Genomic DNA, 15,820 nt, shown 5'->3' with positions numbered 1-15,820 from the left:
AATCACCGTACAGATTGATAGTAAGTATACTTATCATCTACTCACCCCCTCGATTCACCCCTTTGCGACAGCCTCCCCTCAAGACACTGGACTGCCCGTGACATCTCCCCACCCCATCCTCATCGCCGGCGGCGGCATAGGCGGCCTGGCGACAGCCCTGGTCCTGGCGCGCGACGGCCACGCCGTGACGGTTCTGGAACAGGCCTCCAGCTTCGGCGAAATCGGGGCCGGCATCCAGCTCGGTCCGAATATTTTCAAGATGTTTGCCTGGCTTGGCCTGACCGATGTGGTCAGCAAGGTGTCGTTTTTTCCGCCCGGCCTGGGCATGAACGACGTACGCACCGGGGAGAAAGTGGTGCGTGTGCCTCTGGGGGACGTATCCCGCGCCACCTACGGTTTTCCCTATGGTGTGATTTACCGCGCCGACCTGCACCAGGTGTTTCTCGACGCCTGCCGGGAGCTGCCCAACATCACGCTGCGCACCGACGCCAGGCTCGAGTCCTTTGAGCAGACCGCGGACAGCGTGCGCGTGCGCCTCGCCAACGGCGAAACCCTGCCGGGCGTGGCGCTGATCGGGGCTGACGGCCTGTGGAGCAAGGTGCGGGAGGCGGTGGTCGGCGACGGCAAGCCCCGGGTGTCCGGACACATCGCCTACCGTGCGGTGCTCAAGCGCGAGGACGTCCCCACCCATCTGTGGAGCGACGACGTGTTGCTCTGGGGCGGGGAGAAAACCCATCTGGTGCACTACCCGCTGCGCCGCGGCGAACTGTTCAACCTGGTCGCGGTGTTCCACAGCAGCAAGTACGACGAAGGCTGGAACACCTTCGGCGACACGGCGGAGCTGACGGAGCGTTTCCGCGACGCCTGTCCGCAGGTCCGGGAGCTGCTCGGCAAGATCGACACCTGGAAAATGTGGGTGCTGTGCGACCGGGAGCCGGTGAAGAACTGGACCGACCGGCGGGTGACGCTGCTGGGCGATGCGGCCCACCCGATGCTGCAGTACCTGGCCCAGGGCGCTGGGCAGGCGATTGAGGACGCGGTGGTGCTGCGCGAAGCCCTGCGCGTGGCGCGTGGCGACGTACCGCTGGCCTTCCAGAAATACCAGCAGGCCCGTTACCTGCGTACTGGAAGGGTGCAGTTGACCGCGCGTTTTTACGGCGATATTTACCATGCTGCCGGCGTGCAACGCGAGCTGCGCAACCAGCTGTTCCAGAGCGGCCAGGAAAGCGCGGGATTTGCTGGACTGAAATGGATGTATGACGGCATCGAGCCATCAAAACTGTTCCAATAGAACGTGCCAGAACCTGTCAGAGCCTGTCAGAACCTGCGCGACACTGTGCAAACCCCCTCCAATTGCTCTCTTTTTGATAGCTGACGCCGCACTGTCCATGCCGACCATCGCCTCAAAACACCTTCATTCCTGCAACCGAGTCGGCGGTACGGCCGGCGTCGGCGCGGGATAAGGTGGCCATGCCCACCACCTCCTTTGTGACCGAACCGGCCCGCACCCTGCCGGTGTATGGCGAGTTCGATGTGGTCGTCGTCGGCGGCGGGCCGGCCGGCCTGGCGGCCAGCGTCAGTGCCGCCAGACATGGCGCGCGCACCCTGCTGGTCGAGCGTTATGGCTTTCTGGGCGGCATGGGCACGGCCGGCGGTGTCACCAATTTTGCGGGGCTCTATGGCCGCAAGAACGGCGAGATGCAGCAACTCGTGCATGGCGTGGTGGACGATCTGCTGGCACGCATGGATGCGCTGGGCGGCCTGAACCAGCCGCAGGACGGCATGGCCGGCCGAATTCGCGTGCGCTCCTACGATGTGTCGGCCTACAAGTGCGCGGCTGACCAGATGCTGGTGGCCAGCGGCGTACATCTCCTGTTTCATGCATGGGCGGCTGCGGTCCTGATGGACGGCAAGGCCATCACGGCCCTGGTGGTCGAAACCAAATCCGGACGCCAGGCGATCCGGGCGCGCCGCTTCATCGACTGCTCCGGCGACGCCGACGTGGCGCATTTTGCCGGCGTGCCTTTCGAGCTCGGCGACGGTCACGGCAGCGCCCTGTTTCCCTCCACCATGTTTCGTGTCGGGCATGTGGATGCCGGGCCGGCGCTGGCGGCCGTGGGTGAGTTCAAGGCCATCAACGAGCTGATGGAGGAAAGCGAAACCCGCCAGCCGGGGCGCTACCGGTTCCCGCGCAAGGGCGCCATCCTGCGTCCGCAGAAAAACCCCGCCGAGTGGCGCGCCAATGTCACGCAGATCCGCAACGCGGCCGGCAACGCGATGGATGCCACCGACGCACGCCAGCTCAGCGAGGGTGAACTCGAAGGGCGACGCCAGATCACAGAATATTTCCGTTTTCTCAGGAACGAGGTGCCCGGGTTTGCGGACTCGGCCATCATCGACATCGCGCCCCAGGTCGGCATCCGCGAGTCGCGCCGCATCTGCGGGGCTTACATGCTCACCGGCGAGGACATCCTGTCCTCGGCCCGTTTTGCCGACGTGATCGGCATCAACGCCTGGCCCATGGAAATGCATGTGGACGGCGCCATCAGCTGGCGCTTTCCGCGCGATGAAAACCGGGCCTACAACGACCTGCCCTGGCGCATGCTGGTCACGCACGAGGTGGACAACCTGCTGGTCGCCGGCCGCTGCGCCTCCATGGCCCACGAAGGCCAGTCGGCCGCGCGCGCCAGCGGCGGCTGCTTTGTAATGGGCCAGGCTGCCGGCACCGCCGCCGCACGGCTGGACGATGGCATGGCCTTTGCCGCCACCGATGTCGCCCGCCTGCAGCAGGTGCTGCGGGACGACGGCGTCTATTTCGACCTCTGAAAATGCAGAAACTGCGAAACGGGAACAGACCATGGACATGACGCCCCCGGCCGGCACTACACGCCAGGCCTTTTATGAAGCGATCCGCGCGCAGCAGATGACGCCCTTGTGGGAGGTACTGCATGCGCTGGTGCCCCAGCAGCCGGCCACCCCCTGCGTGCCGGCCTTCTGGGCCTGGAACAAGGTCCGTCCTTACCTGATGCAGTCCGGCGAACTGATCACTGCCGAAGAAGCCGTGCGCCGCGTGCTGATCCTGGAAAACCCCGCGCTGCCGGGGCAGTCATGCATCACGCAGTCGCTGTATGCCGGCCTGCAGCTGATACTGCCCGGCGAAATCGCGCCCAGCCACCGCCACACCCAGAGCGCGTTGCGTTTTGTCGTCGAAGGCAGCGGCGCCTACACCGCGGTTGACGGCGAACGCACCACCATGGCACCCGGTGACTTCATCATCACGCCCAGCTGGACCTGGCATGACCACGGCAACCAGACTGCGCTGGAAGGCGGCGAGCCGGTGGTCTGGCTCGACGGCCTGGACATCCCCATGCTGCGTTTTTTCGACGCCGGTTTTGCCGAGAACCACACCGAGCGCGCGCAGGCCGTGACCCGGGCTGAAGGCACCAGCTATCAGCGTTACGGCGCCAACATGCTGCCGGTGCACTACGACGCCCCGTTCGGCCAGACCTCGCCGATCTTCAGCTATCCTTATGAACGTACGCGTGAGGCCCTGCACACCCTGGAACAACAGGCACCGGTCGACGCCTGGGACGGGGTGAAGCTGCGTTACGTGAATCCGGCGACCGGCGGCTCGCCGATGCCGACCATGGGCACCTTCATGCAGCGCCTGCCCGCCGGTTTTTCCGGCCTGCCCTGGCGGCAAACCGACGGCGCGGTGTTCAGCGTCGTCGAAGGCCACGGCTCGGTCCTGATCGGCCCGGCCGGCCAGGAACAGGCCTTCGAGTTCGGTCCGCGCGACCATTTTGTGATCCCGTCGTGGCACACCGCCCGGCTGCGCTCGGCGCAGGGCTGTGTGTTGTTCAGTTTTTCAGACCGTCCGGTGCATCAGGCACTGGGCATACACAGAGAAGAGAGGTTGTCATGAGCTTTGTTTTTACCCCGCCACCCGTCGTATCTGTCCCCGTCGTCGGCACCACCGAGCGTTTTCCTGTACACCGCATCTATTGCGTCGGCCGCAACTACGAAGAGCACGCCAAGGAGATGGGTTTTACGGGCCGCGAGCCGCCGTTTTTCTTCATGAAGCCTGCCGACGCGGTGGTGGTGGTGGAAGCCGGCCAGACCGGCACCATCCCCTACCCCAGCCTCACCAACAACCTGCACCATGAAATCGAACTCGTGGTGGCCATTGGCACAGGCGGCAAGAACATCAAGGCGGCCGATGCGCACAAACACATCTTCGGCTATGCCGTGGGTCTGGACATGACACGCCGCGATCTGCAGGGCGAAATGAAGAAACAGGGGCGCCCCTGGTGTATCGGCAAGGCCTATGACCATTCCGCACCGATCGGCCCGATCACGCCGGCCGCCAAGGCTGGCGACGTCGCCAATGCCGAGCTGTACGTGCAGGTGGGCGGCAAGGACCGCCAGCGCAGCAATGTGTCCAAGCTCATCTGGAACGTTGCCGAAACCATTGAACACCTGTCCGCGGCCTGGGAGCTTCAACCCGGTGACCTCATCTACACGGGAACCCCCGAGGGTGTGGCGGCCGTGGTGTCGGGCGACACCATGGTCGGCGAAGTCAGGGGACTGGGCACATTGACCGTCAAGGTGGCCTGACGCCCTTCCGGGCGCTTGCGCGCCTTTCGCGCAAGCGCTCCGATGATCGCGCAAATACCCGGCGCCTTGCGGGTATCCCGCCTGACCCGTCCGACCGCGGCCCCGGATAATCCTCACCATTGAGGAGCCGGGCCTTCCGCGCGCCCTCCGTCCCCCTGCCCCATCCCTGGAGACCTCGTTGAAAATCCTGCAGAACCTAGCAAAGCTTTGCGCCATCCTGGCGGGCCTGCTGCTGACCGGCATCACCCTGATGACCTGCATCAGCCTGATAGGCCGCAACACCACCGGCGCAACCCTGGTCGGCGATTTTGAACTCACCGGTATTGCCACCGGTGCGGCGATCGCGCTGTTCATGCCCTACTGCCAGATCCAGCGTGGCAACATCATTGTGGATTTCTTCTCCTCAAGGTTCAGCCCCCAGGTCAATAACGGCCTGGACCGCCTGGGCGCCCTGTTGCTGGCGGTTCTCTTTGCGATCCTTGCCTGGCGCACGTCGCTGGGAGGACTCAATTCCTGGTCTACCCATTCCGAAACGCAAATCCTCGGCTTTCCCGAGTGGACGACCTACGCGGCCATGGTGCCACCCTTTGTGCTGACAGCGATGATCGGCATCTACCAGAGCCTGTTCGGCTTTCGCGAAGACACAGAGGCGCACGCATGAGCTCCATCACCGAAACCCTGCTGATCTTCGGCATCATGCTTGGCCTGATGGCCGTCCGTGTGCCCATCGCGGTGGCCATGTTTACTGCCGGCGCAATCGGCTACGTGTTCCAGACGGGCTGGTCTCCTTTTTCCAGCTTCCTCAATACCCAGGCCTTCGCCCGCTTTGCCAGCTATGACCTGTCCGTGATTCCGCTGTTCATCCTGATGGGCCATTTCGCGACCCAGGGGGGGATCAGCAAGGCGCTCTTCCAGTTTGCCGCCAGCATCATGCGTCACTTCAGGGGGGGTCTGGCGATGGCATCCGTGCTGGCCAGCGCGGCCTTTGGCGCCATATGCGGATCATCGGTCGCGACCGCGGCCACGATCACCAGCGTGGCATTGCCTGAAATGAAACGTCACGGGTATTCGGGACGACTGTCCACGGCGACACTGGCTGCCGGTGGGACACTGGGCATCCTCATTCCTCCGTCGGTCCCGCTGGTGATCTACGCCATTCTGACGGAGCAGAATATTGCCAAGCTGTTTGCAGCGGCCATGGTCCCCGGCCTGATTGCGATGCTGGGCTACATGGTGGCGATCGCCATCTATGTGCGCCTCGTCCCGGGCCACGCACCCGAGGTGGATACCGACAGCGAGGGCGTCACCCTGCGCTCGGTGTTCGCTGTCATGCCCATCGTGCTCATCTTCCTGCTGGTCTTCGGCGGCATTTATGGCGGCTACTTCACGCCGACAGAAGGAGCGGCTGTCGGAGCTGCGGCGACCTTTGTCGCCGCATTGTTCAAACGGGAACTGACCTGGGCGAAATTCATCCGCTGTTTTTATGCAACGGCGGAAAGTTCGGCCATGATCTTCCTGATTTTTATTGGCGCCGACCTGATGAACTCGGCGCTGGCTCTCACACAGGTGCCCAACCAGCTCGCTGCAGTCGTTGGCGGATGGGGGCTGTCTCCGCTGATGGTGGTGACGGCCATCCTGCTGTTTTATGTGATGCTCGGTGCGGTCATGGACGAGCTGTCCATGCTGCTGCTGACCATCCCCATCTTTTTTCCCATGGTCATGGCGCTCGATTTCGGCATGCCCCGCGAGTCTGTGGCCATCTGGTTTGGCATCATGGTGCTGATGACCGTTGGTTTTGGCCTGCTGGCCCCCCCGGTGGGCCTGAACGTGTACATCGTCAACAGTATGGCCAAGGATGTGCCCATCAGCGAGAGCTATCGCGGCGTGCTGCCCTTCCTGATCAGCGACACCCTGCGTACCACACTGCTGCTGTTCTTCCCCGGCATCTCGCTGTGGCTTGTAAAGTTCATCAACTAGCGGCCCCATCAGGGCAATCACGGGTTCACAAACTGTTTTTCCTGCATTAATTTACAACCACCCTTACCGGAGACAACACATGATTCAGCGACGTACTCTTCTCAAAACCGGCGCAGCGGCTGCGCTGGGAGCGCCCGCCCTGTCGGGCCTGGCCCAGCAGGCGGTCACCCTGAAATTTCACACCTTCATGTCGCCAGCGTCCAACGTCTGGCTGGGCATGCACAAGCCCTGGATGGAGAAAGTCGAGAAGGAGTCCGGCGGCCGCATCAAGTTCGAGGCCTACCCTGCCATGCAGCTGGGCGGTACGCCCGTGCAGCTGTATGACCAGGCCAAGGATGGTGTCGTGGATGTGGTCTGGACCTTGCCTGGAAATACGGCTGGGCGCTTCCCGCGCGTCGAGGTGTTTGAGCTGCCCTTCATGATGTCCAACGCTGAAGCAACTTCCAAGGCCTACTGGGAATACGTGCAGACCATGGCACCGGACGAGTTCAAGGACACGCAGGTCATCGCGCTTCAGGTGCATGGTCCCGGCGTGATCCATACCGTCGACAAACCCGTCCGGTCCATCGCCGACATGCGTGGACTCAAAATGCGCGCACCCACCCGCCAGGTCACCAAGCTGATGGGCATTCTGGGCGCCATTCCGGTCGGCATGCCGCTGCCGGCCATCACCGATGCGCTGAGCAAGGGCACCATCAATGGCTGCGTGATTCCCTGGGAAGTGGTGCCATCGGTCAAGGTCAACGAGCTCACCAAGTTCCATGCCGAGTTCGATCCGGCCGGCGGCAGCCTGTACACCACCACCTTCGTGATGGCCATGAACAAGGCCAAGTACAACTCGCTGGCCCCTGACCTGAAAAAGGTCATCGACAACAACTCCGGCATGGCCACCTCGGCCTGGCTGGGCAAGGTGCAGCAGGGCAACGACGTTCCGGGCCGCAAGACCGCCAGCGACCGCGGCAACACGATCTACACCGTCAGCCCGGCAGAAGCCCAGGAGTTCCGCCGCAAGTCACGCACGGTGGAGGTCGAGTGGGTCGAGGACATGAACAAGCGCGGGTTCGACGGCAAGAAATTGCTGGACACGGCCCGCAGCCTGATCGAGAAGCACACCAAAACCACCAAAGCCTGAGCGCAGACGCCTGGCAAAAAGGGCTCCCTCGGGAGCCCTTTTTGGTTTCAAACTAAACTGGCTTCCATGTACCGTAGTCCCATCAAACATTGCAGAAACTGCGGCGCCGCGGTGACTTACCGCGTACCGGATGACGGAGACACCCGGGAGCGGGCTGTCTGCCCGGCCTGCGGCACCATCCATTACGAAAACCCGCTCAATGTTGTCGGCACTGTGCCGCATTGGGGCGACAAGGTGCTGCTTTGCAAACGCAACATCGAACCGCGCTGGGGCAAATGGACCCTGCCTGCGGGCTTCATGGAACTCAACGAAACCACGGCGCAGGGCGCTGCACGCGAAACCGACGAGGAAGCCGGCGCGCAGTTTGAAATGGAAGACCTGTTCAGTGTGATGAATGTGGAGCGTGTTGGCCAGGTCCATCTCTACTACCGTGCACGACTGCTCAGTGAGCAGTTCCATCCCGGCCACGAGACGATTGAAGCGCGGCTGTTCACCGAAGCCGAAATCCCCTGGGACGACCTGGCTTTCAGGACCGTGAAAGAAACACTGGCCTGCTATTTTTCAGACCGGCGCCAGGGCGCGTACGGCATCCATGTGATCGATATCGCATGAGTTTGCGTTCGCGATGCGGCGGTTCACGCCTTCAAGGTAAGCAAGTGCCTCATTCGTCCTGAGTGTCACTTAGAATTTCGACAGCCTCGCGCACTCCGCCGCACTTTCCGACCGGCCTGCTGGCCGCTCCCCCTGACACCCCACACCGGAATTTCATGTTCAAAGCCGCTTCCTTTTTCCGCATTGCCGACGACTTCACCCTGCCGCCCCTTGAAGCCCTGGAAGAAGTGCTTCAGGCGACCCGATTCATACCCTGCGGCGCGACGCAGGCGGAGTCCAGCGGCTGGGTTCCCCCGCGCGGCAACAAGAGCACGGTGCTGGCTGAAAGTGTCGGTCCGCAGCTCATCCTGCGCCTGTGCACCGAACGCCGGCCTGTGCCCGCCTCTGCCATCAAGGACGCTGTCGATCAACGGATTGAAAAATACAAACAGGAAACCGGCCATGAGCGCGTGGGCGCCAGGATCAAGAAGGAGTTCAAGGAAGAAGTCATTCTCGACCTGCTGCCGCGCGCCTTCACCAAACGCTCTACCACCACCTTGTGGGTGGATCCGGTCCACAAGTTGCTGGTCGTGGACTCGGGCAGCCTCACCGGTGCTGACAAGGTGGTGAGCCAGTTGCTGGAAGCGCTCAGCGGGGTACCGGGATCGGGCGCAGGCCTCATGGCACGACCTGTGCAGACCACCATGTCGGCCGCGATCGCCATGGCGCACTGGCTTGCCAGCCGGGAGGCTCCCGTCGGCTTCACCGTAGACCGGGACTGCGAACTCAAGATGCCCGACGACCAGAAATCAACGGTCCGTTATTCGCGCCACACGCTGGAGATCGACGAGGTTGCAGAACACATCGCCGCGGGCAAGGTGCCGACACAGCTGGCCATGACCTGGAACGACCGCGTGTCCTTCGTGCTGACAGACTTGGCCCAGATCAGAAAACTCAAGCTGCTTGACGTGGTGCTGGACGGAGTCCAGGACAAGGGCAAAGACGATGACGGCTTCGATGCCGATGCAGCCATCGTGACGGGTGAGCTGTCAGCCCTGATTCCGGACCTGCTGGAAGCACTGGGCGGCGAGCTGGCGCACGATGCTGCCGCCACGCCCCCGGGCGCTGCGCAGGCGCCGCAGATGGTACCCGATCCCGCCATCGCCTGAAGGAAAACCGCCAACCGGACAGGTGCCACCAAACCAGGCCGTCCTGCAGGCGGGAGAAGATCAGTTCGTCAGTTCGTCAGTTCGAACGCCCCAGCGTGAAAAAGAAGGTGGCGCCGCCATTCGGTTTGCCTTCTGCCCATACGCGGCCACCGTGACGCTCAATGACCCGCTTCACCGTGGCCAGTCCGATGCCGGTGCCGGGAAAGTCCCCGGGCGAATGAAGGCGTTCGAAGGTGCCGAACAGCTTGTGGGTGAAAGCCATGTCAAACCCCGCACCGTTGTCCTTCACAAAAAAGACGGTACCGCCTTCGGCTCCCCGCTCGCTGCCAACTTCAATGCACGCCAGCGGCTCCTTGGCGCTGAATTTCCAGGCATTGGCCAGCAGATTCTGCAGCACGGATGACAGCAACCGGGGGTCGCCATGCGCGATCAGTCCATCGTGGATGTTCACCTGAACCTGGCGCTCGGGCTCCCTCTCCCGGCAGTCGTTTTCGATCCGCCGCGCCAGGGCCGACAGGTCGACACGTTCCGACTTCAGCTGCTCGCGGGACAGATGGGCAAGGGTCAGCAGGCCCTCGATCAACTCGCCCATCTGCATGACACCGACGCCTATCCGGTTCAGGTAGTGTTTGCCTTTTTCGCTGATGTGTTCCGCGTCTATTTTTGCCAGCAACTGGCTGAACCCGTGGATGGTATTGAGTGGTGAGCGCAGGTCATGGGACACAGAATAGGCAAAGGACTCCAGCTCCTTGTTCGCCGTTGCCAGCTGGGCCGTGCGCAGCAGGACGCGGTCCTCCAGGTCGATGTTGAGACTGAGAATTTCCTGCTGCTGCCGCCTGCGCTCGGAGACGTCGCGCTCCACGGCCACCCAATGGGTGTGCTTGCCGGCCTCGTCGGTGATGGGCGTGATATCGATTTCCAGCCAGAGCTCCCTGCCTGCCTTGGTGTAGACGACGATCTCCGAACGCACGCGCTCCCACTTTTGCATGGCGGTGCGAATACGGTCAAGCTCGGCATGCTGGGTCTTGGGTCCCCACAGGAGCCTGGAGGTATTTCCGATCACTTCGTGGCGGCTGTAGCCGGTGTGGCGCTCAAAGGCGTCGTTGACAAAAACAATACGCGGCCCCGCATCGTCGAAAGCCTCTGCCTCCGTGATGACCACCATGTCGTTCAGGCGGGACACCGCCGTTTCAAGCAACCGCAATTGCGCATGTTCCCGGCGTCTCTGCGTGATGTCCTGAAAGTAGACAGCGATGCCCGTTTCCGTGGGATAGACGTGGATATCGAACCAGGCTTCAAGCGGTTCGTAAAAAGTTTCAAAGCGGGTCGTGCGCCGGTGTTCAACGGCCTGTCGGGCTTCACGCTCTATCGTCCCGCCCATGGCCTTGGGGAACTCCTCCCAGAGGAGTTTGCCCAACAAATCGCCCGGGCCGCGCTGAAGCATTCGCTCGGCCGGACCATTGAGAAAGGTGAACTTCCAGTCCTTGTTGATCAGGCAAAAACCGTCCGTGATGCTTTCGAGTGTGGTGGCAAGCTGTGTTTCCAGCTCGCGTGTATGGGCCTGTGCAGCCATCTGCTCCGAGATGTCCTGGAACGCCCCTTGAATGCGGACAATTTTTCCGGAAGCATCCCTCACCGCCTCGCCAAGTGAGCGCACCCAGATGCGCCTGCCCTTGGCGGTCATCTTGGGAAGTACAAATTCATAGGGCGTGCCGTGCTGCGCGCAAGCCTCCACATGCTGGATGACGATGTGCCGGTGCTCTGGAAGAAAGTAGCCAATCCCCTCTTCCAGTGTCGGCGTGTAACCCGGTGGTACGTCGTGGATCAGGCAGTTTTCGACCGACCAGGTCAACACGCGCTCCGGCAGGTCGATCGTCCATCCGCCCAGGCGCGCGACCCGACCGGCGATACGGGTCATGAAGATATCCTTCTCCAGGAGTTCCGCTGCCTGTTTCAGCGTATCGATGTCAGTCAGGGTGCCGAGCCATTGAGTCGTCTGCCCCGCGGCGTCGCTCTGCGGGAGTGCGCGGCACAACATCCAGCGGTAAACACCGTCTGCGCGGCGCAGCCGGTATTCGATCTCACAGGGGGCGCCGCTCGCGAGCGCCTGCTCCAGAAGCCGGGAGGCACGCAGGTCGTCATCGGGATGAATCAGGCCGGTCAAGCCGCGATCAAGGCTCTCTTCCAGGGACAAACCGGAGTAGTCCAGCCAGCGTTGATTGAACCAGGTGTAAGCGCCATCGGCCCGCATCACCCAGACAATCTGGGACATCGCGTCAGTCAACAGGCGAAATTGTGTTTCGCTCACGAGCTGAAACTCATCCGGACACTTGCCCGGCGATGTCCCACGGCAAGCGGCCTGCCTCGGCCGTCATCCATGGTGGCCCCGGATTGCGCACGGGAAATATTCTGATCGACCACCGTCATATGTCAGCTCTTTCATGGGTCGCCTTCTGAATTGCGGAGAGCACCTTCATGCACGCCGGACACTGCGCCAACAAGGTCGGGCACCCGGGTATCGCGCAGTGCTTTCAGTCAGTTTAGCGCGTGACGCACCAATGCCCCACGTTTTAGGGAGCCTTGTCCCGATTTTTGTGCCCGGGCCTGATTGCCGCTTCCAGACTGGGTGCTCCTGTCCAGCGCAAGCGATGGATTCGCCCATGAAAAAAGCCTCCTAACATCACTGTTAGGAGGCTTTTGACATTACTTATGGTCGGTGTGAAAGGATTCGAACCTTCGACCCCTTGCACCCCATGCAAGTGCGCTACCAGGCTGCGCCACACACCGTCAAGCTTCAAATTATAGCGTGCTTGTTCGGGCTGTTTCAGTAAGTGGCACTGAGCAGATCGCGAATTTCGAACAATTCCCGGCGTAGCAGTTGCAGCCTTTGCTGGGCCGCACTGCCATCAGGCAAGGGCGCCATATCGGACGCACTGTCCTCAAAATCCACCGAGTCGCCAAAGTCATCAAGAATCGAGTCGCCCGCTTCAACGACATCCACGCCTTCGAGCATGACTTCACCGTTGCGGCGTTTGTCACGTTCGGTCTGCACGATCTCCTGCAGTTTGTTGCGCGCACCGCTGATGGTGAACCCCTGGTCGTAGAGCAGGTCGCGAATGCGCCGGATCATCAGCACCTCGTGGTGCTGGTAGTAGCGGCGGTTGCCTCGCCTTTTCATCGGGCGCAACTGCGTGAACTCTTGCTCCCAATAACGGAGCACATGAGGTTTGACACCGCATAGATCGCTGACTTCACCGATCGTGAAGTAACGTTTGGCGGGAATGGGGGGGAGAGCTTTCTCCAATTAAATCAATACGCTATGAGATGAAGCTACAAATTTACTCTAACAAGAACCTTAGTGCAAATAGTTACAAACAACAAAATTCGATGTGTTGTTTAAGCCACAAGCGGTACGGCACTTGCTCCAGCCAAAAAGTGATGTTTCCACACACAAAAGCTTTCTGAAAGGGCGGTTGCGTGGGCCTGACAGGGGCAGGACTGACCTTGGCTGGCGGGCGGGTGCCTTTCAACCGGGTCCAGTCTGGCTCTGGATCTGCTCTTTGAGTTTGTGACTGGCGTGAAAAGTCACCACCCGACGCGCCTGAATGGGAATGGATTCGCCGGTACGCGGGTTGCGCCCCGGGCGTGGCGCCTTGGTGCGGATCTGGAAATTGCCGAAGCCGGAAATCTTCACATCGTTGCCGTCGACCAGGCTGTCGGAGATCAGGTCGAAAAACGCGTCGATCATATCCTTGGATTCGCGCTTGTTCAGGCCGATTTGTTCAAACAGCAACTCTGCGAGATGAGCTTTGGTCAGCGCCGGGCTCTCAAGACTTTCAACGGAAAATTCCACGACGCGCTCCTCGCTGTTCACTGTTCTTGTGTTCCCTGGCCTATGCACGCAAACGTGCCTGCAGGCTGCTGCCGAGATTGTCGAGCACGGCCTTGATCGCCGCGTCAATCTGCTCGTCGGTCAGTGTAGCGTCGTCGCTGCCAAGCACCAAGCGCACCGCCAGGCTTTTTTCGCCGAGTTGCAGCGCAGCATTGGCCTGTTGCGGCCGGTAGATGTCAAACAGCGTCGCCGACTTGAGCAGACCTCGCGTGTCTGCACCGTGGATGGCCGCCAGCAGCGCCGAATGGGTCACTGCTTCGGCAACAATCACCGCAATGTCCCGCTCGACCGGCTGGAGCTTGCTCACCGGCTGGAAGGCGGGCACGGGACGCTGCAGCACGGCATCGAGCGCCAGTTCAAAAACAATCGGCGCCTGGGCCAGCTCGTAGCCCTGGCGCCACTGCGGATGCAACTCGCCGACAAAACCCGCCGCCACGCCGTCGATGACAACGCTGGCGCAGCGGCCCGGATGCATCGCGGGGTGGGCCGCTGGGGCAAACACCGCCTGCAACGGCGCCAGCAGGGCCTGCACGTCGCCCTTGACGTCGAAGAAATCCACGCCCTTGTCGGACCGGCCCCATTGGAGGGTGTCGCGCGGCCCGTAGGCCAAACCGGCGACCCGCATCGGCTGGTCAAAACCGGCAACGGTGGTGTCTGTGTTCTGGCTGCGCGGGTCGCGCAGAAAGACTCGCCCCAGCTCAAACACGTTGACGCGACTGGCTTTACGGTCGAGATTGAACTTGAGTACCTGCAACAGGGAGCCGATCAGCGACGACCGCATCACGCTCATCTGGCTGGCAATCGGGTTGAGCAGCTTGATGGGATGGGGGTTGCCGGCAAGCTCATGCTCCCAGCGTTCTTCGACAAAACTGAAGTTGATGGTTTCCTGGTAGCCCAGGGCCGCCAGCGCGCGGCGCACGGCAAAGGCACTGCGCCGTGCCTCTGGACGGATACGTGCGGTAATGGGCGCCAGCGGAGGCGTGGCTGGCAGTTGCTGGTAACCCACCATGCGCACCACTTCCTCGATCAGGTCTTCCTCGATCTGCAGGTCGAAGCGGTAGCTGGGCGGCGTGACAGTCAGCGTGCCCTCCCCTTCAGCCACAGGCAGCCCCAGGCGTCGCAGCGCGTCAGCGCACTGAGTCTGCGTGAGGGGCATGCCGATGACCTTGATGGCCCGAGCGACCCGCAAGGTGACGGGAGCCGCCTCCGGCATATTGACCCGGGCATCGTCGATCGGGCCGCACACGGTGTCCGGCGTGCCGCAAATATCAAGGATCAGTTGAGTGATACGTTCAATATGCTCGACCGTCTGGCCGGGATCGACACCACGCTCGAAACGGTGGCCCGCATCGGTGGAGAAGTTGTAGCGGCGCGACCGCCCGGCAATCGCCTTGGGCCACCAGAAGGCAGCCTCGACGTATATGTTTTCTGTCTCGTCGGACACCGCAGTGGCATCGCCGCCCATGATGCCGGCCAGCGACTCGACCTGGCTGTCGTCGGCAATCACGCCGACTTTGTCGTCCACCGTCACGGTGCTGCCGTTGAGCAGCTTGAGCGTCTCGCCGGCCTGGCCCCAACGCACGTCGAGTCCGCCATGGATCTTGTCGAGGTCGAAAATATGCGAAGGCCGTCCCAGCTCGAACATCACATAGTTCGAAATGTCCACCAGCGCGGTGACGCTTCGCTGGCCGCAGCGCGCGAGCCGGTCCACCATCCACGGTGGGGTGATCGCTTTTGTATTGACCTTGCGCACGATGCGACCGGAAAAACGGCCGCACAGATCGGGGGCACTGATCCGGACCGGCAGCTTGTCCACGCCGGCCACCGCGACCGTCGGAAAGGTCGGGCTCACCAACGGCGCGCCGGTCAGCGCAGCCACTTCACGGGCAATCCCATAGACGCTCAGGCAATGCGCCAGATTGGGCGTGAGCTTGAGGGTGAACAGCGTGTCATCGAGTTTGAGGTGCTCGCGAATGTCCTGACCCGCGGCCGCGTCCGGCGCCAGCTCAAGCAGTCCGCCATGGTCGTCGGACAGCTTGAGTTCCCGGGCCGAGCAAAGCATGCCCTGGCTTTCCACGCCGCGCAGCTTGCCGACCTTGATCAGGAAAGGTTTGCCATCGTCGCCGGGCGGCAGTTCGGCACCGACCAGCGCGCAGGGCACCTTGATGCCGACACGGGCATTGGGAGCGCCGCAGACGATGTTGAGCAGGGAGCCCTGACCCACATCGACCTGGCAGACACGCAGGCGGTCGGCATCAGGATGCTGCACCGCTTCCCTGATTTCGCCTACGACGATCTTGCTGAAAGGAGGTGCGACCGGCTTGAGGTCTTCCACTTCCAGACCAGCCATGGTCAGGGTCTCGGCCAGTTGCTCGGTACTCAGGGGCGGATTGCAGAACTCGCGCAACCAGGATTCGGGGAATTGCATTTTTATAAAGCCTG

13 protein-coding genes and 1 tRNA gene are annotated in these 15,820 nt (G+C 62.1%); 9 read left to right on the top strand and 5 right to left on the bottom strand.

All coding sequences use genetic code 11. The features are described 5' to 3' along the window. The first annotated feature begins 97 nt into the window (after positions 1 to 97). From PSV33_RS12875 to PSV33_RS12835, 9 genes are all read left to right on the top strand, one after another. Positions 98 to 1,291 (top strand): 3-hydroxybenzoate 6-monooxygenase, encoded by a 1,194-nt coding sequence (locus tag PSV33_RS12875; protein WP_300562413.1) that lies wholly within the window; start codon positions 98 to 100, stop codon positions 1,289 to 1,291. A gap of 179 nt (positions 1,292 to 1,470) precedes the next feature. Next, complete coding sequence (locus tag PSV33_RS12870; protein WP_300562411.1) at positions 1,471 to 2,826, top strand: FAD-dependent oxidoreductase; 1,356 nt, start codon at positions 1,471 to 1,473, stop codon at positions 2,824 to 2,826. A gap of 37 nt (positions 2,827 to 2,863) precedes the next feature. Beyond that, complete coding sequence (gene gtdA, locus PSV33_RS12865) at positions 2,864 to 3,925, top strand: gentisate 1,2-dioxygenase (protein ID WP_300562559.1); 1,062 nt, start codon at positions 2,864 to 2,866, stop codon at positions 3,923 to 3,925. Further along, on the top strand, positions 3,922 to 4,617 hold the full coding sequence (locus tag PSV33_RS12860) for a fumarylacetoacetate hydrolase family protein (protein WP_300562409.1): 696 nt from the start codon (positions 3,922 to 3,924) through the stop codon (positions 4,615 to 4,617). The genes gtdA and PSV33_RS12860 overlap by 4 nt, the downstream gene beginning before the upstream one ends. Positions 4,618 to 4,795: 178 nt before the next feature. Next, positions 4,796 to 5,278, top strand: a complete 483-nt coding sequence (locus tag PSV33_RS12855; protein ID WP_300562407.1) for a TRAP transporter small permease — start codon at positions 4,796 to 4,798, stop codon at positions 5,276 to 5,278. Further along, entirely contained in the window at positions 5,275 to 6,594 is a 1,320-nt protein-coding gene (locus tag PSV33_RS12850; protein WP_300562405.1) for a TRAP transporter large permease, read from the top strand. The genes PSV33_RS12855 and PSV33_RS12850 overlap by 4 nt, the downstream gene beginning before the upstream one ends. Before the next feature lie 79 nt (positions 6,595 to 6,673). Further along, positions 6,674 to 7,726, top strand: a complete 1,053-nt coding sequence (locus tag PSV33_RS12845) for a TRAP transporter substrate-binding protein (RefSeq protein WP_300562404.1) — start codon at positions 6,674 to 6,676, stop codon at positions 7,724 to 7,726. A gap of 66 nt (positions 7,727 to 7,792) precedes the next feature. Next, positions 7,793 to 8,338, top strand: a complete 546-nt coding sequence (locus PSV33_RS12840) for an NUDIX hydrolase (RefSeq protein WP_300562402.1) — start codon at positions 7,793 to 7,795, stop codon at positions 8,336 to 8,338. Between the two features lie 155 nt (positions 8,339 to 8,493). Next, complete coding sequence (locus PSV33_RS12835) at positions 8,494 to 9,486, top strand: recombination-associated protein RdgC (RefSeq protein WP_300562401.1); 993 nt, start codon at positions 8,494 to 8,496, stop codon at positions 9,484 to 9,486. Positions 9,487 to 9,562: 76 nt separating this feature from the next. Here PSV33_RS12835 and PSV33_RS12830 read toward each other — a convergent pair whose 3' ends face one another. From PSV33_RS12830 to pheT, 5 genes are all read right to left on the bottom strand, one after another. Then, complete coding sequence (locus tag PSV33_RS12830; RefSeq protein WP_300562400.1) at positions 9,563 to 11,794, bottom strand: PAS domain S-box protein; 2,232 nt, start codon at positions 11,792 to 11,794, stop codon at positions 9,563 to 9,565. A gap of 402 nt (positions 11,795 to 12,196) precedes the next feature. Further along, a tRNA-Pro gene (locus tag PSV33_RS12825) sits at positions 12,197 to 12,273 on the bottom strand. A gap of 37 nt (positions 12,274 to 12,310) precedes the next feature. Then, positions 12,311 to 12,790, bottom strand: a complete 480-nt coding sequence (locus PSV33_RS12820) for a MerR family transcriptional regulator (RefSeq protein WP_300562398.1) — start codon at positions 12,788 to 12,790, stop codon at positions 12,311 to 12,313. 222 nt (positions 12,791 to 13,012) lie between these two features. Then, positions 13,013 to 13,339, bottom strand: a complete 327-nt coding sequence (locus tag PSV33_RS12815) for an integration host factor subunit alpha (RefSeq protein WP_300512613.1) — start codon at positions 13,337 to 13,339, stop codon at positions 13,013 to 13,015. A 40-nt stretch (positions 13,340 to 13,379) separates the two neighbouring features. Further along, positions 13,380 to 15,806 (bottom strand): phenylalanine--tRNA ligase subunit beta, encoded by a 2,427-nt coding sequence (gene pheT, locus PSV33_RS12810; RefSeq protein ID WP_300562396.1) that lies wholly within the window; start codon positions 15,804 to 15,806, stop codon positions 13,380 to 13,382. Positions 15,807 to 15,820 lie beyond the last annotated feature (14 nt).

The sequence above is a fragment of the Polaromonas sp. genome (genome assembly GCF_029945895.1).
Classification (GTDB): Bacteria; Pseudomonadota; Gammaproteobacteria; order Burkholderiales; family Burkholderiaceae_C; genus Polaromonas.
Note: the sequence above shows the minus strand (reverse complement) of the source record. Positions and strands in the feature narration are given on the sequence as shown.